This window comes from Streptomyces sp. NBC_00016 (assembly GCF_045040885.1).
GTDB lineage: Bacteria > Actinomycetota > Actinomycetes > Streptomycetales > Streptomycetaceae > Streptomyces > Streptomyces coriariae.
The window spans coordinates 3,386,193-3,406,033 of the sequence record NZ_CP108304.1 but is presented as its reverse complement, the minus strand read 5'-3'; the positions used below and the strand labels follow the sequence as shown (position 1 = coordinate 3,406,033).

General features: G+C 72.3%; 15 protein-coding genes. 6 read left to right on the top strand and 9 right to left on the bottom strand.

The genetic code is table 11. The features are described 5' to 3' along the window. Positions 1 to 199: 199 nt before the first annotated feature. A complete protein-coding gene (locus OG933_RS14850) occupies positions 200 to 2,713 on the top strand; it encodes an ATP-binding protein (RefSeq protein WP_405627420.1) in 2,514 nt (837 codons plus the stop codon). Between the two features lie 70 nt (positions 2,714 to 2,783). Here OG933_RS14850 and nucS read toward each other — a convergent pair whose 3' ends face one another. Further along, positions 2,784 to 3,455, bottom strand: a complete 672-nt coding sequence (gene nucS / locus OG933_RS14845) for an endonuclease NucS (RefSeq protein ID WP_020131166.1) — start codon at positions 3,453 to 3,455, stop codon at positions 2,784 to 2,786. A 322-nt stretch (positions 3,456 to 3,777) separates the two neighbouring features. Here nucS and OG933_RS14840 point away from each other — a divergent pair, with 322 nt between their 5' ends. Continuing rightward, the gene (locus OG933_RS14840; protein WP_020131165.1) at positions 3,778 to 4,170 is read left to right on the top strand and encodes an SCO5389 family protein; all 393 of its coding nucleotides are present in this window, start codon (positions 3,778 to 3,780) and stop codon (positions 4,168 to 4,170) included. Positions 4,171 to 4,253: 83 nt separating this feature from the next. On the opposite strand, the gene OG933_RS14835 is transcribed toward OG933_RS14840, so the two are convergent. Continuing rightward, positions 4,254 to 5,282, bottom strand: a complete 1,029-nt coding sequence (locus OG933_RS14835; protein WP_405627418.1) for an LLM class flavin-dependent oxidoreductase — start codon at positions 5,280 to 5,282, stop codon at positions 4,254 to 4,256. 222 nt (positions 5,283 to 5,504) lie between these two features. On the opposite strand from OG933_RS14835, the gene OG933_RS14830 reads away from it, so the two are divergent. Beyond that, a complete protein-coding gene (locus tag OG933_RS14830; RefSeq protein ID WP_020131163.1) occupies positions 5,505 to 5,837 on the top strand; it encodes a hypothetical protein in 333 nt (110 codons plus the stop codon). Between the two features lie 48 nt (positions 5,838 to 5,885). On the opposite strand, the gene OG933_RS14825 is transcribed toward OG933_RS14830, so the two are convergent. From OG933_RS14825 to mce, 7 genes are all read right to left on the bottom strand, one after another. Next, positions 5,886 to 6,767 carry an ABC transporter permease gene (locus OG933_RS14825; protein WP_405627416.1) on the bottom strand — a complete coding sequence of 294 codons (882 nt, stop codon included), beginning with the start codon at positions 6,765 to 6,767 and terminating at the stop codon, positions 5,886 to 5,888. Continuing rightward, positions 6,764 to 8,065, bottom strand: a complete 1,302-nt coding sequence (locus tag OG933_RS14820; RefSeq protein ID WP_405627415.1) for an ABC transporter ATP-binding protein — start codon at positions 8,063 to 8,065, stop codon at positions 6,764 to 6,766. The genes OG933_RS14825 and OG933_RS14820 overlap by 4 nt, the downstream gene beginning before the upstream one ends. A gap of 110 nt (positions 8,066 to 8,175) precedes the next feature. Further along, on the bottom strand, positions 8,176 to 8,946 hold the full coding sequence (locus OG933_RS14815) for an ABC transporter permease (protein WP_028807059.1): 771 nt from the start codon (positions 8,944 to 8,946) through the stop codon (positions 8,176 to 8,178). A gap of 2 nt (positions 8,947 to 8,948) precedes the next feature. Further along, on the bottom strand, positions 8,949 to 9,926 hold the full coding sequence (locus OG933_RS14810) for an ABC transporter ATP-binding protein (protein WP_405627414.1): 978 nt from the start codon (positions 9,924 to 9,926) through the stop codon (positions 8,949 to 8,951). A gap of 85 nt (positions 9,927 to 10,011) precedes the next feature. Further along, positions 10,012 to 10,950: a cellulose-binding protein gene (locus OG933_RS14805; RefSeq protein ID WP_020131158.1), complete on the bottom strand. Its 939-nt coding sequence runs from the start codon at positions 10,948 to 10,950 to the stop codon at positions 10,012 to 10,014. A 183-nt stretch (positions 10,951 to 11,133) separates the two neighbouring features. Further along, complete coding sequence (gene scy, locus OG933_RS14800; RefSeq protein ID WP_405627412.1) at positions 11,134 to 15,015, bottom strand: polarized growth protein Scy; 3,882 nt, start codon at positions 15,013 to 15,015, stop codon at positions 11,134 to 11,136. A 232-nt stretch (positions 15,016 to 15,247) separates the two neighbouring features. Continuing rightward, entirely contained in the window at positions 15,248 to 15,688 is a 441-nt protein-coding gene (mce, locus tag OG933_RS14795) for a methylmalonyl-CoA epimerase (protein WP_054239891.1), read from the bottom strand. Between the two features lie 152 nt (positions 15,689 to 15,840). Between mce and OG933_RS14790 the strand changes: the two genes are divergently transcribed. The 3 genes from OG933_RS14790 (at position 15,841) to OG933_RS14780 (ending at position 19,828) form a co-directional block, all read left to right on the top strand. Further along, a complete protein-coding gene (locus tag OG933_RS14790) occupies positions 15,841 to 17,052 on the top strand; it encodes an acetyl-CoA C-acetyltransferase (protein ID WP_362526264.1) in 1,212 nt (403 codons plus the stop codon). A gap of 67 nt (positions 17,053 to 17,119) precedes the next feature. Beyond that, positions 17,120 to 18,076 (top strand): methylmalonyl Co-A mutase-associated GTPase MeaB, encoded by a 957-nt coding sequence (gene meaB, locus OG933_RS14785; protein ID WP_054239889.1) that lies wholly within the window; start codon positions 17,120 to 17,122, stop codon positions 18,074 to 18,076. A gap of 525 nt (positions 18,077 to 18,601) precedes the next feature. Further along, a complete protein-coding gene (locus tag OG933_RS14780; protein WP_405627410.1) occupies positions 18,602 to 19,828 on the top strand; it encodes an MFS transporter in 1,227 nt (408 codons plus the stop codon). The last annotated feature ends 13 nt before the right edge of the window (positions 19,829 to 19,841 follow it).

The window sequence follows — 19,841 nt, the reverse complement described above, 5'->3', positions numbered from 1 at the left end:
CGGGCGCAATCCTCACGAGACTGTGACGCTTCGGGCGGCCCGGCACCCCGGGCTGTCGTAGATACTGTGCGAAGGTTTACGGTTCGTCTGCCCGCCGCTCTCAGCCCTCGAGCGGGCACCGGACCAGAAGCGACAGCGCAGTGTGCAGCAAGGCCGGGAGGGGCTACCGCCACACGACGCTTTTGGGGGGCTTGAACCTATGGACCCGAACACCCGGGGACCCGAGGAGTACGGCCAGGACGACGACGGCGGCACGCCGCGCCCGCGCCCGTCCAGGGACCCCCTCACCCCCGACTTCGGCCAGCACGCGCCGGCCCTGGCCCGCACCGTGCGGCTCGTCGCGGGCGAACACCTGCTCACGGTCAATCCGGTCGACGGCAGCGAGATAGAACTCTGCCCGCCCACCGAGATACCGGAGCGCCCCGCCAAGCGCACTGCGGAGCAGCGTGCCGAGGCCGAGCGCGCCGCCCGGCCGCCGGCCCCCGCCGGAACCGCCCGGCCCGCCCAGCCGCTGCTGGGCCGCCAGGACGAACGCGAACAGCTGGTCCGCCTGCTGGCCCGCGGCCGCTCCGTCCGCCTCACCGGCCCGCCCGGCTCCGGCCGCACCAGCCTGCTCGACCTCGTCGCCGAGGACTGCGAGGACCTCGCCCCCGACGGCGTCGTCCGCCTCACCGGCTTCCGCCGCACCTCGGCCGACCTCCTGCACGACCTCTTCCACGCCGTCTACGACGCTCCCCGGTACCGCCCCGAGAGCGACGACCTGAGAGCCCTGGTCCGCGAGATAGGCGCGGTCGTCGTGGTCGACGACCTCGACCTCGGCGGCGCCGCCCTCGACGAACTCCTGGACGCGACGCCCGAGTGCGCCTTCCTGCTCGGTGCGACCCCCGACACCCCGCTGCCCTCCGCGGAGTCCGCCGTCGAGGAGGTCGTCCTCACCGGACTGGACCGCGCGGGCGGCGTCGAGGTGATCGAGCACTCCGTCGGCCGCGTCCTCACCGAGGAGGAGGCCAACTGGGCCGGCGACCTGTGGTTCGAGTCCGAGGGACTGCCGCTGCGGTTCGTCCAGGCCGGCGCCCTGCTCTCGCAGCGCGACCAACTGCGGGCCGGCGCCGACGCGGTCGACGTGTTCGGTGTCTTCGAGGACGCCCGGCCGCTCGCCGACCCCGTCGACGGTCTCGCCGGAGCCGGCGAGGCCGAGGAGATACCCCTGCCCTCGCTCGGCGAGGCCGCCGCGCCCGCGCCGTTGCTCGCCGCCCGCCTCAGCGCCTCCGCCCGCGCGACGCTGCGCTTCGCCGTCGCCCTGGACGGTGAGGTCCCGCACCAGGCGCACCTGCCCGCCCTGGTCGGCGACACCCACGCCGACGCCGCCCTCGGTGAACTGGCCGCCTGCGGACTCGTCTCCCCGGTCGGCACCCGCTACCGGCTCGCCGCCGGCGTCCAGACCCAGCTCGAGGCCGCCGGATACGCCGACGACGTCGAGACCCGCGCCCACTCCGCGGCTCAGCACTACGCCTGGTGGGCCGGACACCCCTCGGTCACACCCGAGCGGGTCTGCGCGGAGGCCGACGCGGTCCTCGCCGCCCTCGTCGTGATCGTCCCCACGACGACCCGAACCGGCGAGGACGAGGAGTCCACCGCCGTCCAGCTCGCCCGCACCGCCGCGCCCGCCTTCGCCGCGGGCCTGCGCTGGAGCGCCTGGGAGAGCAGCCTGCACGAGGGCGCCGAGGCCGCCCGGCTCGCCGGGGAGTCCGCCGACCGGGCCTACTTCCACCACGAGATGGGCGTCCTCGCCCTCTGCGGCGGAGACCTCGACCGGGCCCGCTCCGAGCTGGAGGCCTCCCTCGCCCTGCGCGGGGCGATCGCCGACAAGCGCGGGACCGTCGCCGGCCGCCGCGCCCTCGCCCTGGTCACCGACCGCTCCGGGGACGTACCCGGCCTCGCGGCGGCGACGGCCGGCGAGGAGGTGCCCGACGCCCGCCACGAGGAGTCGGCGTCCCCGCCGCGCGGCATCCAGGCGGCGCTTGCGACCTACCCGCCGGAGGCCGAGACCGTCGTCGCCCGCCGTGAGCCCGCCGGCCCGCCGGTTCGTCACAACCGGGGCGGCCTGAAGAGCCTGGCCAAGCGCAACCTGGTCGCGGCCGGCGCGGGCGCGCTGCTCGTCGCCGTCCTCGGCACGGTCGTGACGCTCGGCGCGACCTCCAACAACGACGCCAACGACCCCTCCGACCGGGTGGGCGTCAACCCGTCCGTCAGCACCGGCCTGGACGACGGCGGCCCGGACTCCGACACCCCCGGCGACGACAGCGGTTCCGCCGACACGGGCGAGGCGACCAGCAGGCCGACGGACCCGGGCCCGGACGGAACGATGGGCACCTCGGACGACCCGTCCCCCACGGGGGAGGCGGAGCCGTCGTCGGAGGCGAGCAGCTCACACGGGTCGGGGAGCGGTGGGTCGTCCTCGACGCCGAAGCCGTCGTCGTCGAGTACGCACTCGGGGTCCGCGTCCCCGTCGCCGTCCGGCTCGTCCAGCGGCGGTTCGGGCTCGGCGTCACCCTCGCCCTCGGCGTCCGAGTCCGACACCACCACCCCGCCCCCGGCGGACAGCAGCCCGCCGATCTCGAACTCGGCAAGCAGCTCGATGTCCTCCTCGCCCGCGAGCTCGATCAGTTCCTCCGGCCCCTCCGCATCGGCCTCGCCGGACCAGGTGATCTGAGCCTCCAGGCACATGAAAAGGCCGGGTTCCTCTCCAGGAACCCGGCCTTCTCTTCGTACGGGTGGGTGGGTCAGAACAGCCGCAGCTTGTCGTCCTCGATGCCCCGCATCGCGTTGTAGTCCAGGACCTGGCAGCCGATGCCGCGGTCGGTGGCGAGCACGCGGGCCTGGGGCTTGATCTCCTGGGCCGCGAAGACACCACGCACCGGGGCGAGGTGCGGGTCGCGGTTCAACAGCTCCAGATAGCGGGTGAGTTGCTCGACGCCGTCGATCTCGCCGCGTCGCTTGATCTCCACCGCGACGGTCTGTCCCTCCGCGTCCCGGCACAGGATGTCGACCGGGCCGATGGCGGTCATGTACTCGCGGCGGATGAGGGTGTAGCCCTCGCCGAGGGTCTCGATGCGGTCGGCGAGCAGTTCCTGAAGGTGTGCTTCCACGCCGTCCTTGATCAGGCCGGGATCGACGCCGAGTTCGTGCGAAGAATCGTGGAGGATCTCCTCCATCGTGATGATGAGCTTCTCTCCGCCCTTGTTGACGACGGTCCAGACGCCTTCCTCGTCGCCCGCGCCCTCCTTCAGCGTGCAGGGCGGCGACATCCAGTTCAGGGGCTTGTAGGCCCGGTCGTCCGCGTGGATCGAGACGCTGCCGTCCGCCTTCACCAGGATGAGACGGGGCGCGGAGGGGAGGTGGGCGGTGAGCCGGCCGGCGTAGTCCACGGAGCACCGGGCGATGACGAGACGCATGGTGCGCAACGCTATCCGACGCCCCACCAAGCACGCGATTCGCCCGCCCGTCTCCCACACCCCACCCTCAACCGAGGCCCCTTCGGGCCCGCCCCTTTCGACCTGGTAACCCATCGTTCGCCAGCTGCTCGACAGTGGCCGATTGTGTGCCTACTTGGAGTTCCCTATGTGCCCATTCTCCTGGTGCGGTCACCGTCCGTTGCCTACCGTAGTGAACGGGAGGTCGCGATGCGTGTACTCAGCGTGTGCGGTGTTTCGGCATGCGAACTCCCTTTCCCTGTCCGGCAACCCCTGATGTTCCGGGGGTGCGAGAGGAGTACCCATGTCGCTCGACGTCTCACCGGCCCTACTCGAACAGGCCGAGCGAGGCGAGGTCGACGAAGCAGAATTCGTCGACTGCGTCCGGACCTCCCTGCCCTACGCATGGGAGATGGTCAGCTCCCTGGTGGCCCAGCTGAAGGTGGACGGCGGAGACTTCGCCGACAACCAGACGCCCCCGCCGGACGAGCAGGCACGCGGGCAGTTGCTGCGCGCGCTCGCGAGTGACGCCATACGCGGCGCGCTGCAGCGGCACTTCGGTGTGCGGCTGGCCTTCCAGAACTGCCACCGGGTGGCGGTGTTCCCGTTGGAGCCGGCTGTCGACGAGAAGCTCGCCCGATTCACCTCGGTCCGCAGCCAGGTGCTGAACCAGTCCCCGGAATTCCGGGACTGCTGACACGTGAGCCTGTTGCTTGCCGCTCCTGACGCGGGAGGTTCCATCAGTACGGGAGCGGCAAGCCTCTCGGCCGGCTGGGCTGTTCACCGGAGGTGGGGGAGCACCTCCGAGCCCAGCCGCCGTACGTTCTCCTCGGTGGCCGCCAGGTCTCCGGAACCCTCGACCAGCAGGGCGAAACGCGAGATGCCGGTCCGCTCGCCGGTCGCCGCGAGACGGTCGGCGCACAGCCGCGGGGTGCCCACCGGGTGCAGCCCGCAGAGCAGTTCGGTGTATGCCACCGGGTCCCGCATGGAGCGGGCCCGGCCGTCCACCGTCACATGCGCGTCGAGCCCCTGCCGCAGCCAGCCCGGCATCGCCTTCACCAGGGTCTCCACCGCGTCCGTGCGCCGGTCCGCGATCTGGCAGACGCCCGCCGAGACATGTGCCGCGCCCCGGATCTCGTCCCCGGACCGCCCGGCCGCGCGCGCGTACTGCCGCCACGCGGCGACCATCTCGGCCTTCTCCTCGTCCCCCACGTGCATGCCGAGGAGCATCGGCAGCCCGCGCTCGGCGGCCAGCCGTACGCTCGCCGGCGAGGTGCACGCGACGACGACCTCCGGGCCCGACGCGTCCGTCAGCGCCTCCGACGGCCTGGGGACGACGGGGACTTCGCGGAAGCGGAACCGCTCGCCGTCGGCCCCCACCGAGGGGTCGCGCAGCCAGCGCACCAGCAGATCGAGTGATTCCGGGAACCCCCGCTCGTACGCCTCCAGGCCCGCGCCGAACACCTCCAGGTCGACCCACGGGCCGCCGCGCCCCACGCCCAGCGAGAAGCGGCCGCCGCTCGTCACGTGCAGCAGCGCGGCCTGCTCGCCCAGCGCGACGGGGTGGACGGTGGGCAGTACGCTGACCGCCGTGCCCACCCGGATGCGGCGGGTGCGGCCCAGCAGCAGCGCGGCGAGCGTGACCGCCGACGGGCACGTGCCGTACGGCACGAAGTGGTGCTCGGCCAGCCAGACCGAGTCGAGGCCCGCCTCCTCGGCCACCTCGGCCGAGCGGACCGCGCGGTGCAGCGCCTCTCCCTGACCCTGGCCGGGGAACTGGGCTCCCAACACGAAACTTCCAACGCGCATGGACTTTCCTGCTTCCTTGGCTCCGACACGGAGCTCCCCCACCCGGCATAACCGTCTGACACGTGCCGAGGACACGGCCTGGCGGAGAGATATGCGGATTGTCTGGAGAATGGGACGTCCGGGAGGGCGACTTGTGGGGACCGCTGCCCTACGGGTACCCGCGCGCACGCCGCGTAGGCTGGACGGCAATCCTGCTCCCTGTATAGCCCCGTGAGGTGTCCCGTGTCCCCGCGTCGCAACCGCCCCAAGGGTGAGGGCTCCTCCGGCCAGAGCGCCGAGGACGACCGCGCGAGCCGCTACGGCGGCTGGCAGTCGGGGGAGAGCTGGCAGGGCGAGCAGTGGAGTGTGCGGCACGTGGCCGGCGCGAGCGCCCAGGGCAAGGCGTACCGGTGCCCGGGCTGCGACCAGCTGATCCCCGACGGTGTACCGCATGTCGTCGTCTGGCCCGAGCACGCGGGCGTCGACGACCGCCGGCACTGGCACAAGGCGTGCTGGAACGCACGGGACCGCCGCACCCCGGGGGTGCGGCGGTCCCGTAACGCGCCGAAGTTCTAGCGGCCGTCAGCTGTCAGCCGTCAGCCGTCGGCCGTGAGTCGTCGGCCGTCAGACGTCGCGCTTCTCCAGCAGGGCGAAGGCGCCGCCGAGCACGGCGGCGGTGACGCCGAGCGCGATCCACAGCGGGTCCCAGCCGCTCGGCCCGCTGTCGCTGAGCGAGGACGAGTAGAAGACGCTCAGCTGGTTCGGGATCGAGTACTCGAACAGGGCCTGGCGCAGGTCCTCCAGCGAGGACGAGAACATGAAGATCGCGATGACCAGCGGGGCCAGCAGGACGCCGATCATGATGGTGATGGCGCCGGCCGAGTGCCGGATGATCGAGCCGACGGCCAGCGAGATCAGCCCGAGCAGCGCGATGTAGAGGGACACTCCGAAGGTGGCCTTCAGCCACTCCGAGCCGGTCGGCTGCCGGGCGTCGCCCAGCATGCCCACGTCCACCATGGCGACGAAGCCCGAGGACACGAGCGTCACGACGAACGCGACGGCGAAGAACACGACCGCCTTCGCGGCGAGCACCCGGCCGCGCGACGGGCAGGCCACCATCGTCGTGCGGATCATGCCGGTGCCGTACTCCGAGGCCGTGGTCAGCACGCCGAGCGTGATGACGCACATGCTGCCCAGGAGCAGCCCGAAGAACCCGAACGACAGGGCGGTGTCGCCCGCGAGGTCGCCCTCGGTCGCGTTCGCGGCGACGACCGCGCCGGCCAGCAGTCCGATGCCGATGACGAGCAGCACGAACACGCCCAGCGTCCACATCGTGGAGCGCACCGAGCGGATCTTCGTCCACTCCGAGGCGATGGCGTGCCCGAGGTGCGTGCGCACGATCGGGATCGGCGAGGTGTAGGCGGGGCCGGCCGCGGCGTACGCGGGACCGGACGCCCCCTGCCAGGCGGGCGCGGCCTGCGGCGACGGGTGCTGCGGGGTGCTCATCGGGCGTCCTCGGACTTGGTCGGGGCGGCGTCGGGGGCGGGAGCGGCGGGAGCGGCCGGAGCCGGTTCGGCCGGGGCGGCCACCGGGGCGGGCGCGGGCGGTGCCGCCGACGACGCGGCGGCCGGCTGGGCCGGGGCCTGTGCGGGCGCCTGCGCGTACGGGTTGGCCCCGTTCGGGCCGGGCGCCGGGGCGGGGGCCCCGGGGGCGCCGTACGCCCCGTAGGCGGCCGCCGGGGGCGCCTGGGCCGGCTGCTGCGGCGGCGCGTATCCGGGGTGCTGCGGGGGCGGCGGGGCGTACCAGCCGGGCTGGCCCTGGCCCGGCACCGGCATGGGCGGCTGCGCGCCGGGCGCGAGCTGCTGCTGGAGACCGGCCTTCTGGTCGATGGTGGACCGGTAGTCGACGGCGCCCTGCGTCATCCGCATGTACGCCTCTTCCAGCGAGGCCTGGTGCGGCGACAGCTCCCACAGGCGTACGTCGCTCTCGTGGGCGATGTCGCTGATGCGGGGCAGCGCCAGCCCGGTCACCCGCAGCGCGCCGTCCTGCTCGGGCAGCACATGGCCGCCCGCCTCGGTGAGCGCGGAGGCCAGCTTCTCGCGCACCTGGGGTTCGGTGTGCGGGGTGCGGACCCGCGCGAAGTCGGCGGAGTTGGCCGAGATGAAGTCCTTCACGCTCATGTCGGAGAGCAGCTGCCCGCGCCCGATCACGATCAGGTGATCCGCGGTCACCGCCATCTCGCTCATGAGGTGGGAGGAGACGAACACCGTGCGGCCCTCGGCGGCCAGCGACTTCATCAGGTTGCGGACCCAGAGGATGCCCTCGGGGTCGAGGCCGTTGACCGGCTCGTCGAAGAGCAGCACCTGCGGGTCACCGAGCAGCGCGGCCGCGATGCCGAGCCGCTGGCCCATGCCCAGGGAGAAGCCCTTGGAGCGCTTGCGTGCCACGTCCTGGAGGCCGACCACGCCGAGCACCTCGTCGACCCGCCGGGCCGGGATGCCGGACAGCTGGGCCAGGCTCAGCAGGTGGTTGCGGGCGTGCCGGCCGCCGTGCACCGCCTTGGCGTCCAGCAGCGCACCCACCTGGCGGGCGGCGTTCGGCAGCTTGCGGTACGGGTAGCCGCCGATCGTCACCGTCCCGGCGGTGGGGTTGTCCAGCCCCAGGATCATCCGCATGGTGGTCGACTTGCCCGAGCCGTTCGGCCCGAGGAAGCCGGTGACGGCGCCGGGCCGCACCTGGAAGGAAAGGTTGTACACAGCGGTCTTGTCGCCGTAGCGCTTGGTCAGGCCGACTGCTTCGATCATGCTCCGCACCCATCGAAAGGTTCAGGACAGCAGGGCACACGCCCCCGTAAGGGTTAGGAGGATATCGGGGCGCTGACGGTTCCGCTCAAATGAAAGCAAAGACCAAAGCGTTACGCGTCGCGTTTCTTCAGCAGGAGGTAGCCGCCCGCGAGCGCGGCGAGGGCCCACAGGGCCATGATGGCGAACCCGCCCCAGGGCCCGTACGGGGTGTCGTCGTCGATCGGCGTGACCACCTGCATGATCTTGCTGCCGGCCTGGTCGGGCAGATACCGGCCGATCTTCTTCGTCGCCGAGACGTTGCCGAGGATGTTGGAGATCAGGAAGAAGAACGGCATCAGGATGCCGAGCGACAGCATCGGCGAACGCAGCATCGTGGCCACGCCCATCGAGAACACGGCGATGAGCGTCATGTACAGACCGCCGCCGATGACCGCCCGCAGGACTCCGGTGTCCCCGATCGACGCCTTGTGGGAGCCGAGCATGGCCTGCCCCAGGAAGAACGTGACGAAGCTGGTGGCCAGCCCCACGGCCAGCGCGAGCCCGGTGGCCACCGCGATCTTGCTGAACAGGAAGGTGCCACGCTGCGGCACGGCGGCCAGCGAGGTGCGGATCATGCCGGTGCTGTACTCGTTCGACACGACCAGCACCCCGAACACGATCATCGCGAGCTGACCGAGGCTCATCCCCGCGAAGCTGATGAAGGTGGGGTCGAAGGAGAGCCGGTCGTCGCGGCTCATGTTGTCGAACTCGTTTCTCGACAGTGCCGAGATCAGCATGCCGAGGGCGATGGTGACCACCACGGCGAGCGAGAGCGTCCACACGGTGGACGCCACCGACCGGATCTTGGTCCACTCCGACCGGATGACCTGGGTCGCCGCCATCATCAGCTCCTCGTCCGGTCGTCGCCCCACTGCGGTCCGGGCTGCTCGAACTGTTCGAGCGGGCCGGGGGGCGTGTCCGTGTGCGCGTGGTACTCCACCGACTCCGCGGTCAGCTGCATGAACGCCTCCTCCAGCGAGGCCCGCTGGGGACTCAGCTCGTGCAGCACGATCTGGTGCTGCGCGGCCAGCTCCCCGATGTGCTCGGACTTGTCGCCGTCGACCTCCAGCACCCCGCTGCCGGACTCGACGACCAGGACCCCGGCGCCGTGCAGCACGTCGAGCAGCCGCTCCCGCTGCGGGGTACGGATACGGACGTACGAGCGCGAGTTCCGCGCGATGAAGTCGGCCATCGAGGTGTCGGCGAGCAGCCGCCCCTGCCCGATCACGATCAGGTGATCCGCGGTCAGCGCCATCTCGCTCATGAGGTGGGAGGAGACGAACACGGTCCGCCCCTGCACGGCCAGCGACTTCATCAGGTTGCGGATCCAGTGGATGCCCTCGGGGTCGAGGCCGTTGACCGGCTCGTCGAACATCAGGATCCGGGGGTCGCCGAGGAGCGCGCCCGCGATGCCCAGCCGCTGTCCCATCCCCAGCGAGAACCCCTTGGCCTTCTTCTTCGCCACGGAGGTGAGACCGACGGTGTCCAGCACCTCGTGCACCCGGCTCTTCGGGATGCCGTTGCTCTGCGCCAGGCACAGCAGATGGTTGAAGGCGCTGCGCCCGCCGTGCATGGCCTTGGCGTCCAGCAGGGCTCCGATGTACCTGAGGGGGTCCTTCAGCCGGTCGTAGTGCTGCCCGTCGATGCGGACGTCCCCGGCGGTCGGCCGGTCGAGGCCCAGCATCATCCGCATGGTGGTGGACTTGCCCGCGCCGTTGGGACCGAGGAAGCCCGTGACGATGCCCGGTCTGACGGTGCAGGTGAGGTTGTTCACCGCGACTTTCTCGCCGTACCGCTTCGTCAGGCCAGACAGCTCGATCATGCGGCCACGCTAAAGCGCGACAAAGCCCTCTGCCACCGGAGTGGCAAAGGGCTTCGCCGATGTTCGGTCGCCGTACCCGTGGACGTTACCGGGACTGCTGCGCCGGGACCCCGCGGGAGATCGGCTCGTCGTCCGTGGACGGCGTGCCGGCCGCGGCCACCGCGGCGCCGGTCAGCGTGGCGAGCATCTCGCGGACGTTCGTCAGCTGGGCGTTGATCGAGTCGCGGCGGTTGGTGAGGGCCGCCAGCTCGCGCTCGGACTCGGAACGGATGCGGTCCGCCTTGGCATTGGCGTCGGCCACGATGTCCTCGGCCTGGCGCTGCGCCGTCTCGACGGTCTGACGGGCCCGGCGCTCGGCGTCGGTACGCAGCTTCTCGGCCTCCAGGCGCAGCTGCTCCGCGCGGTGCTCGATCTCCGCGAGACGCTTCTCCGCCTTCTGCTGACGGGACGCCAGGTCGCGCTCCGACTGCTCGCGGCGCTTGGCGAGGTTGGTCTCGAAGTCGGCGGCGGCCTGCGCGGCCTTGGCGCGGGTCTCCTCGAAGAGGGCGTCCGCCTCCTCACGCTTCGACTGCGCGTCCTTCTGCGCCTCGGAACGCAGCTGCGACGCGTCGCTCTTGGCCTTCTCGACGATCCGGACGCCCTCGTCCTCGGACTTGGCCTTGCGCTCCGCGGCGAACGACTCCGCGTCGTTGCGCACCTGCTGAGCCGCCGACTCGGCGAGCTCACGGTGCTGCTCGGCCGCGCGACGGGCCTCCTCGCGCAGATCCTTGGCCTCTTCCTCGGCGAGGCGGAGGATCTTCTCGACACGCGCGCCGAGACCGGCGTACGACGGCTCCGCGTCGCTTACCTGAGCCTGGGCGTTCTGCGTCTCGAGGTGGAGCTCCTCGATGCGCTTTTCCAGAGCAGTGATACGGGCCAGAGCGCTGTCACGGTCGGAGACGAGCTTCGAGATGCGTTCGTCCACCTGAGCGCGGTCGTACCCACGCCGCACAAGCTCGAAGCCGTAGGGGGAAGTGTCGCTCATGGGGTTCCTGTCGAATGAGACCGGTGAGGTGATAGGTGGAATCCTAGGGGCCTGAGCGGTGTGTCATCGAGCGTATGCGTGTTTGATCTGGAGAATGACACCCCTTTTGGGTGGCTGAGCGGCAGAGCGCTTGCCAAAGGTCCGGTCAAAGGCCTCAGACTTTAACGCAATTCACACATTCCGCTAGCTGTCCGACGCCTTCCCACCCGATCGGGGCGCTCCGATGACGGCGCCCGCCTTGACGCCCCCGTCCTTGCCGCCGCTCGGCACCTCGAAGGATTCCAGCGCCTCCAGCACGTCCTGGACCCGGGAGATCTCGGCGTTGATGTCCTCACGCCGGCGCACCAGGACCTCCAGCTCGCGCTTGCCCTCCTCGACCGTGCGCCGCGCCTCGCGGATCGCCTCGGCCTTGAGCTCCTCGGCCTCCCGGACGAGCGTCGCCTTCTTCTGCTCGGCCTCCTTGAGCAGCCCCTCGGCCTTCTTCACGGCGGCGATACGGACCTTGCCGGCCTCGGAGTTGGCGTCCGACACCAGCTCCTTCGCCTTCGCCTGCGCCTTGGCGAGCTGCTCCTCGGACGCCTTGATGAGCGCGTCGCAGCGGTCGCCGGTCGACTTCATCGTCTCGGCGGCCTCGCGGCGGGCCCGCTCGTGCAGCCCCTCGATCTCGCTCGTGATGCGGTCGCGCAGCTCCTCCGCCCGCTCCCTTATGGCGGTCGCGTCCCGGCGGGCGCCGACCAGCAGTTCGTCGGCGTCCGTACGGGCCTTCTCCACCCGGGAGTTCCCGTCGACCGTCGCCTCGGAGACCAGCCGCTCGGCCTCGTTGCGGGCCGCGCCCACCATCGAGTCGGCCTGCTGCTCCGCGTCCGCCGTGACCTGCTGCGCCTGCTGCTGCGCCTCCGTGAGGAGCTTGTCCGCCTCGGCCGCGGTCTCCGTGATGAGCGTGTCGACCTGCTCGGCCGCCTCGGAGCGCCGCTTGTTGGCCTCCTTGCGGGCCTCGTCCAGCGTCGAGTCGGCCTCCTCGCGGGCGACGCTCATCAGACGGTCGGCCTCCGCCGCCGCCGACGTTCTCACGCGCTCGGACTCGATACGGATCCGCTCGGCGGCCTGCTGCGCGGAACCCACCGTCTCGGCGGCCTCGGCGCGCAGCCGCTCCGCGTCCCCGGCGGCGTCCGAGATGAGCTTCTCCGCCTTGGCGACCGACTCGGCGCGCAGCCGGTCGGCCTCCGTGATCGTCTCGGACTGGAGGCGCTCGGCCTCCGCGATGGTCTCCGTCTGGAGCCGCTCCGCCTCGTTGCGGGCCTCGGTGATGAGGGTGTCGGCCTGCGTCGCCGCGTCCGAGCGGATGCGGTTGGCGTCGTCCCGGGCCTCCGCGCGGGTGCGCGAGGCGTCCTGGTCGGCCTGGGCGATGGCGTCCGAGGCCTCGGTGCGCACCCGCTGGGCGTGCGCGGACGCCTCCGAACGCAGCCGCTCCGCCTCCGCGATCGCCTCGCCGACGGTCTGCTCGGCCAGCGCCTGCGCCGCCTCCGACGCCTCGCTCGCCTCACGCCGGACCCGGTTCGCGTCCTCGGCCGCCCGCTCCTGCACCGCGTAGGCGTCGGAACGGACCCGGTCCGCCTCCTCCTCGGCCTCGCGCCGGGTGCGCTCCGCCGCGTGCTCGGCGGCGGACCGCAGCCCGTTGATCTCGTCCTGCGCCTGCTCGTGCAGCCCGGCGACGGACTCCCGCACCTGCTGCGCGTGCTGCTCGGCCGCCGACACCATCTCGTTGGCCCGCCGGTCGGCCTCCTCGACCAGCCGGACGGCCTCGGTCTGCGCCTCCTCCACGCGCTTGCGCGCCGAGGCCAGCAGTTCCTCGCTCTGCCGACGGGCCTGCTCGCGCTCCTGGTCGGCATCCTGGCGGGCGGAACCGAGGAGCTCCTCGGCCTCGCGGCGGCGCCGGAGCGCCTCCTCCTGGGCGGCGGCCAGTGTCTCGGACGCCTCGGTGGCCAGCCGCTCGGCGGCGGCCTGCGCCTCCGCGCGCACCCGGTCGGCGGTGTCCTGCGCCTCCGACTTCAGCCGCTCCGCCTCGGCGGCGGCCTCGGAACGCAGCCGTACCGCGACGGCCTCGCCCTCGGCGCGCGAGGCGGACGCGTCGGCGGCGGCCTCGTTGCGCAGCCGGTCCACCTCCGCGGCGGCCTGCTGCTGGAGGGTGCGGATCCGCTCCGCGGCCTCCGAGCGCAGCCGGTCGGTCTCCTCACCGGCCTCGCGGCGGATCCGCGCGGCCTCCTCGCGGGCGTCGGTCAGCGCCTGCTCGGCTGAGGCGAGGCGGGCCTCCGCCTCGGTGTGCAGCCGGGTCAGCTCCTCGGCGGCCTCCGCCTGCCGGGCCTCGACCCCGCGTTCGGTCTCCTCGCGCAGCTCGCGCGCGGCCTCCTCGGCGTTCGAGGTGATGGTCTCGGCCAGCTCCACCGCCTCGTCGCGCTGGCGCTCGGCCTCCGCGCGGGTGCGCTCCAGGGTCTCCTCGGCCTGGCGGCGCAGCGTGGTGGCGCGCTCGATGGCCTCGGTGCGCACCTTCTCGCTGTCCGAGGTGGCCTTCTGGCGCAGCTCGTCGGCGTCGGCCTTCGCCTTGGACAGCAGCTCCTCGGCGGTCCTGGCCGCCTCCTCGATCTGCTGGACGGCCTCCTTGCGGGCCTCCGCGCGGATCTTCTCGCCCTCGGCGACCGCGTCCGCGCGCAGCTGCTCGGCCTCGCCGCGCAGCCGACGGGCCTCCTCCTGGAGCTCGACCGTCTTGGCGCGGTACTCCTTGGTGTCGTCCTTCGCCGAGCCCTTGAGCTGCTCGGCGATGTCGTGCGCCTCGGCCCGCAGGCGGTCCGCCTCGGTCTCCGCCTCGCGGCGGATCCGCTCGGCCTCCTCGGCGGCGGCCTTGGTGGTGTTCTGCGCGTCCTCCTGCGCCCTGTTCAGGACGTCCTCGGCGGTCTTCGCCGCCTTCGACAGCTGGGTCGCGCTCTCCTCGGCGGTGAGCGTGCGGGCCTTCTCGGAGGCCTCCGCGACGATCTTCTCGGCCTCGGTGCGCGCGTCGGCGACGAGCTGCTCGGCGGCCTCCTTGGTGGCCTCGGCCTCCTTGGTGGCCTCGGTGACCAGCCGGGCGACCTGCTCCTTCGCCGTACGGGTGCGCTGCTCCTTGGCCGCCTCCGCGCCGGCGAGCGCCTTCTCGGCTGCGGCCTTCGCCTCCGTGAGCACCTTGTCGGCCTCGGCCTGCGCCTTGCGCAGCGCCTCCTCGGCCTCGGACATGCGCTGCTCGGCGGCGCGGCTGAGCTCACCGGCCTGCCGGCGGGCCGCGTCGGACTCCGTGACGGTGGAGGTGCGCAGCTGCTCGGCGTGGTTGCTGGCCTCCTGGGCCTGGCTGGAAGCGGCGTTCAGCAGCCGTTCGGCGTCCGTGCGGGCCCGCAGCAACAGTTGCTCGGCCTCCGCGCGGGTCGCCTCGGCGTCCGCCTGGAGCCGCTGGCGGGCCTCGGCGGCCACCCGTTCGGCCTCGGCGCGGGCGGCCGTCAGGGCCTGCTCGGCCTCGGCCCGCGACTCGTCGAGCAGCCGGCGCGCCTGAGCCTCGGTGCGGGCCCGCAACTGCTCGGCCCACGCCACGTTCTCGTTGACGTGCGACTCGACGTTCTGCCGGCGCTCGGCCAGCTCCTGGTCGAGCTGCTGACGACGGGCCACCGCCTCCTGGTGCAGCTCCGCCTGGAGCCGGGCCGCCTGTTCGGCGTGCTCCTGGAGGATCCGCTGCGTCTGCGCCCGGGCCTGACTCAGCTCCCGTTCGGCGTCCTGCCGCAACTGGTCGGCCTGCATCTGCGCGTTACGCAGCATCTGCTCGGCCTGGTACCCGATGTCGCCGCCGTCGAAGGCGGGCCGGGACATGATGGTGCGCCGCGCCTCGTGCAACTTGGCGCGCAGCACCTCGACCTGGTAGCCGAGGTCCTCGGCATGCTGAATCGCCTTTTCCCGCTCGGTCTTCAGCCGCTTCATCTCGGCTTCGAACCGAGTCAGGTGGTCGACGTCAGCCGCCGGCTCCCGCTCCTGGCTCTCGTAGCCCCGCACTGCGCGGTCCCATCCGTCCCTGGTCGCAAGCTTCCCGAACGAGCTCCGTCCATCCGCCGAACGGGGCTCCCGGGGAATGGTGTCAGATCAACGGCGGAGCACGGGCTGCTGCCCCGACGCTCGCCCCCCGAAACCCGGACCCCGGCTGCGTCCCGCCGCCGTACGGCAGGACCGGGTCGCCCCGGTGTGAGCGGCGACCGCCCCCAACCCTACCGGCCCATATGTACGAGGGTCAGTGCTCAGGTGACTCAACGGGCGCCGATGTGACCAGTTCTGTCAGTACTCCGTGGCAATCCTTTGGATGCAGGAAGGTGATTCGTGACCCCATGGAGCCGCGTCGAGGCTCTTCGTACAGAACGCGTACGCCCTTGTCCCTGATGTCCGCGGCGTCCGCGTCGACATCCGCCGTACCGAAAGCGATGTGATGGACGCCCTCGCCGTTCTTGTCGAGCCACTTGGCCACGGTCGAATCCGGCCGTGTCGGCTCCAGGAGCTGCAGGTACGAGGCTCCGCCGTCGGACGTATCGTTGATCTTGAGCATGGCTTCGCGCACGCCCTGCTCCTCGTTGACCTCGGAGTGGAACACCTCGAAGCCGTACGTGGAACGGTAGAACTCGACGGTCGCGTCGAGGTCGTGGCAGGCGATCCCGATGTGGTCGATTCGCGTCAGCATGCTGTTAGTGGAGCGCGGCCGTGATGGTTACGCAACGTGCGCGCGATCACACTGACGGCCCGATGACGGCACGGAGTGCCACTCAGTACATTCGAAGTAAACCCTCGTTCACTCCTCGGCCCGTGCAAGGCCGGTAAGGGGAATCGCAGCTCATGACTGACTCGACTGGTTCCAACGGCACGACCTCGGTGATCGTCTCGGGCGCGCGGACGCCCATGGGACGACTGCTGGGCTCCCTGAAGTCCTTCTCCGGAGCCGATCTCGGCGGCTTCGCGATCAAGGCCGCCCTCGACCGTGCGGGGATCGGTGGCGACCAGGTGCAGTACGTGATCATGGGGCAGGTGCTCCAGGCCGGGGCGGGGCAGATCCCGGCCCGTCAGGCCGCGGTCAAGGCCGGCATCCCGATGAGCGTCCCGGCGCTCACGATCAACAAGGTGTGCCTGTCGGGCCTCGACGCGATCGCGCTGGCCGACCAGCTGATCCGCGCGGGTGAGTTCGACATCGTGGTGGCCGGCGGCCAGGAGTCCATGACCAACGCCCCCCACCTGCTGCCGAAGTCCCGCGAGGGCTTCAAGTACGGCGCGATCGAGATGCTCGACGCGATGGCGTACGACGGTCTGACCGACGCCTTCGAGAACATCGCCATGGGCGAGTCCACGGAGAAGCACAACACGCGGCTCGGGATCGCGCGTCCCGAGCAGGACGAGATCGCCGCGCTGAGCCATCAGAGGGCCGCCGCCGCGCAGAAGAACGGCATCTTCGAGGCCGAGATCACCCCGGTCGAGATCCCGCAGCGCAAGGGCGAGCCGGTCGTCTTCAGCAAGGACGAGGGCATCCGCGCCGACACCACCGCGGAGTCCCTGGGCAAGCTCCGCCCGGCGTTCACCAAGGACGGCACGATCACCGCGGGCACCTCCTCGCAGATCTCCGACGGCGCGGCGGCCGTGGTCGTGATGAGCAAGGCCAAGGCCGAGCAGCTGGGCCTGTCGTGGATCGCCGAGATCGGCGCCCACGGCAACGTGGCCGGGCCGGACAACTCGCTCCAGTCCCAGCCCTCCAACGCCATCCTGCACGCCCTGAAGAAGGACGGCCTGGAGGTCTCCGACCTGGACCTGGTCGAGATCAACGAGGCCTTCGCCGCCGTGGCGGTGCAGTCAATGAAGGACCTCGGCGTCTCCACGGAAAAGGTGAACGTGAACGGCGGTGCGATCGCCCTCGGTCACCCGATCGGCATGTCCGGCGCCCGCCTCGTCCTGCACCTGGCCCTGGAGCTCAAGCGCCGGGGCGGCGGTGTGGGCGCGGCCGCGCTGTGCGGCGGCGGAGGTCAGGGTGACGCGCTGATCGTGCGGGTACCCAAGGCCTGAGCGCCGACGCGCCGCTCGTGCACGTCTCACCCACGTCTCACCCTGAACGGATCTGAACGGAGCTGTGATGCAGGACGTCTCCTCGCTGGTCGCCCAGGCCAGGGAAGGCCGGCCGCGGGCCGTGGCCCGGCTGATCTCCCTGGTGGAGGGGGCGTCCCCGCAGCTCAGGGAGGTCATGGAGGCGCTGGCCCCGCTCACCGGCAACGCGTATGTGGTGGGTCTGACCGGTTCACCGGGCGTGGGCAAGTCCACGTCGACGTCCGCGCTGGTCACCGCCTACCGCAAGCAGGGCAGACGGGTCGGGGTGCTGGCCGTCGACCCGTCCTCGCCGTTCTCCGGCGGGGCCCTGCTCGGCGACCGCGTCCGGATGTCGGAGCACGCCTCCGACCCCGGTGTCTACATCCGCTCGATGGCCACCCGCGGCCATCTGGGCGGCCTCGCCTGGTCGGCCCCGCAGGCGATCCGGGTCCTGGACGCGGCCGGCTGCGACGTGATCCTGGTCGAGACGGTCGGCGTCGGCCAGTCGGAGGTCGAGATCGCCTCGCAGGCGGACACCAGTGTCGTCCTGCTGGCCCCGGGCATGGGCGACGGCATCCAGGCCGCCAAGGCCGGGATCCTGGAGATCGGCGACGTCTACGTCGTCAACAAGGCGGACCGGGACGGCGCCGACGCCACCGCCCGCGAGCTGAACCACATGCTGGGCCTCGGGGAGGCCCGCGGCCCCGGGGACTGGCGCCCGCCGATCGTGAAGACGGTCGCCGCCCGCTCCGAGGGCATCGACGAGGTCGTCGAGGCACTGGAGAAGCACCGCGCGTGGATGGAGGAGCACGGCGTCCTCACCGAACGGCGCCGCTCCCGAGCCGCCCGCGAGGTCGAGACGATCGCCGTCACGGCCCTGCGCGAACGCATCGGGGACCTGCACGGCGACCGCCGGCTGAGCACGCTCGCCGAACGCATCGTCGCCGGCGAACTGGACCCCTACCGGGCGGCGGACGAACTGGTGGCAGGACTGACGCAGGGCTGACGCACGCGGCTGACGCGGGGCGCCCGGGGCAAGGCCGCGGATCGCCCGAAGGATGGCCGCTGGCCGCCCGCGGGAAGGCCGTGGGACGGCCCGGGGGATGGCCGTGGGGCGGCCCGGGGGGATGGCCGTGGGGTGGACGTCGGCGGGTGTGCGTGCCCGGCGGGCACGGCCGTGTGTCACGCGGTGCGGCCGGGCGGCAGTGGGGCGGCCCGGGGCGAGGCAGCGATGTGGACGTCGGCGGGCGTGCGTGGCCGGTGGGCACGGCCGTGCGTGACGCGGTGCGGCCGGGCGGCGCGGCGGTGCGCGGCCGGGCGCCGGGACGAGTCGACGGGCGCCGGGACGAGTCGACGGGCTCTTCGGGAAAGCCCTCGTCGGGCCCCGGGCCGCGCTGATACGGTCGCGTTCATGTTCCTTCTCTTGGCATAGGGCCCGCCTCGGCCCGTGATCGGAGAGCGGCGTACGGCCGCCCCGCTCGCGGCGATCAGGCGTCCCCTTTTTCTCCTGCCATGAGTCGAGGAACTCCTCATGTCCGCTTCGCCTGCCGTGCGGCCTTCGTATGCCGTCGTCCTGCGCGTTCCGCACGCCCGCCGTACCTTCGCCGCCGCCCTGACCGGACGGCTGTCGTACGGGATCGTCCCGCTGTCCCTGATGCTCGCCGTGACCCGCTCCTCGGGCTCGTACGCGGTGGCGGGCACCGTGATGGCCCTGTTCGGAGCCACCACCGTCTTCCTGTCGCCGGCCCGGGCGGCCCTCATCGACCGGCACGGGCCTCGCCGGGCACTCGTCCCGATGACCGCCGCCTACCTCGCCGTGCTCGTCCTGCTCACCCTGGCCCTGGCGCGCCCGGCCGGTGCCCCGGCTCCGGTGCTGGGAGCCCTGGCCGCCACCGCGGGTGCCTGTGTGCCGCCGCTGGGGCCGACCATGCGGGCGGTGTGGGGCAGGCTCACCCCGGACCGCGCCCTGCTGCAACGCGCGTACAGCCTCGACGGGGTCGCCGAGGAACTCCTCTTCGTCACCGGGCCGTTGCTGGTCGGCGTGCTCGTCGGCTTCGCACCGCCGGCCGCGGGGATCGTCGTCGGGGCGGCCCTGATGGCCGGGGGCACGGCCGGGTTCCTGTCGTCGCCGGCCGTGCGGGCGGTGGGGCCGGGGAAGGCCACCGTGCGGCGGGCCGGCGGCGGTCTGCGCGGGCTCGGGCGGCCGGTGGCCGCCATCGCGGGCGTGGGGCTGGCGCTGGGCGTGGTCGATCTGCTGGTCGTGGCGTTCGCCGAGCGCCACGGGCACGGGTCCGGTGGGGCGAGCGCCGCCTGGGTGCTGGCCGCGCTGTCGGCCGGCAGCGCCGTCGGCGGGCTGCTCAACGGGGCCGTCACCTGGCGGGCGTCGGTCGGGGCGCGGCTGCCGCTGCTCACGGCGGGGCTCGGGCTGACGTTGTGCGGTGCGGGACTCGCGCCGGGGCTCGGCACCCTGGCCGTCGCCGTCGCGGCCGCCGGGTTCTTCGTGTCGCCGGCGATCACCACGGCGTATCTCATCGCCGACGAGATCGCCGCGCCGGAGGCCCGGGTGCGGGCCGGGGCGTGGGTCAACACGGCCGTCAACGCGGGCAGCACGGCCGGTACCGCGGTCGCCGGAGCGCTGGCCGGGCGGCTGCCGGTGGCAGCGTGCTTCGCGCTGACCGGAGCGGTGGTGCTGGTGACGGCGGCGGCCGTCGCCGGAGGCGCCCGGAGGGGCACGAGCGATCTCGTGCCCCTCGCCTGACGGCCGGCGGGTC

What these genes read in the sequence shown, in the direction of transcription:
- OG933_RS14790 (WP_362526264.1), top strand. Translation starts at nt 15,841, where the DNA reads ATGACTGACTCGACTGGTTCCAACGGCACGACCTCGGTGATCGTCTCG.
- OG933_RS14780 (WP_405627410.1), top strand. Translation starts at nt 18,602, where the DNA reads ATGTCCGCTTCGCCTGCCGTGCGGCCTTCGTATGCCGTCGTCCTGCGC.
- OG933_RS14805 (WP_020131158.1), bottom strand. Translation starts at nt 10,950, where the DNA reads ATGAGCGACACTTCCCCCTACGGCTTCGAGCTTGTGCGGCGTGGGTAC.
- OG933_RS14810 (WP_405627414.1), bottom strand. Translation starts at nt 9,926, where the DNA reads ATGATCGAGCTGTCTGGCCTGACGAAGCGGTACGGCGAGAAAGTCGCG.
- OG933_RS14850 (WP_405627420.1), top strand. Translation starts at nt 200, where the DNA reads ATGGACCCGAACACCCGGGGACCCGAGGAGTACGGCCAGGACGACGAC.
- mce (WP_054239891.1), bottom strand. Translation starts at nt 15,688, where the DNA reads ATGCTGACGCGAATCGACCACATCGGGATCGCCTGCCACGACCTCGAC.
- meaB (WP_054239889.1), top strand. Translation starts at nt 17,120, where the DNA reads ATGCAGGACGTCTCCTCGCTGGTCGCCCAGGCCAGGGAAGGCCGGCCG.
- OG933_RS14820 (WP_405627415.1), bottom strand. Translation starts at nt 8,065, where the DNA reads ATGATCGAAGCAGTCGGCCTGACCAAGCGCTACGGCGACAAGACCGCT.
- OG933_RS14840 (WP_020131165.1), top strand. Translation starts at nt 3,778, where the DNA reads ATGTCGCTCGACGTCTCACCGGCCCTACTCGAACAGGCCGAGCGAGGC.
- nucS (WP_020131166.1), bottom strand. Translation starts at nt 3,455, where the DNA reads ATGCGTCTCGTCATCGCCCGGTGCTCCGTGGACTACGCCGGCCGGCTC.
- OG933_RS14815 (WP_028807059.1), bottom strand. Translation starts at nt 8,946, where the DNA reads ATGGCGGCGACCCAGGTCATCCGGTCGGAGTGGACCAAGATCCGGTCG.
- OG933_RS14825 (WP_405627416.1), bottom strand. Translation starts at nt 6,767, where the DNA reads ATGAGCACCCCGCAGCACCCGTCGCCGCAGGCCGCGCCCGCCTGGCAG.
- OG933_RS14835 (WP_405627418.1), bottom strand. Translation starts at nt 5,282, where the DNA reads ATGCGCGTTGGAAGTTTCGTGTTGGGAGCCCAGTTCCCCGGCCAGGGT.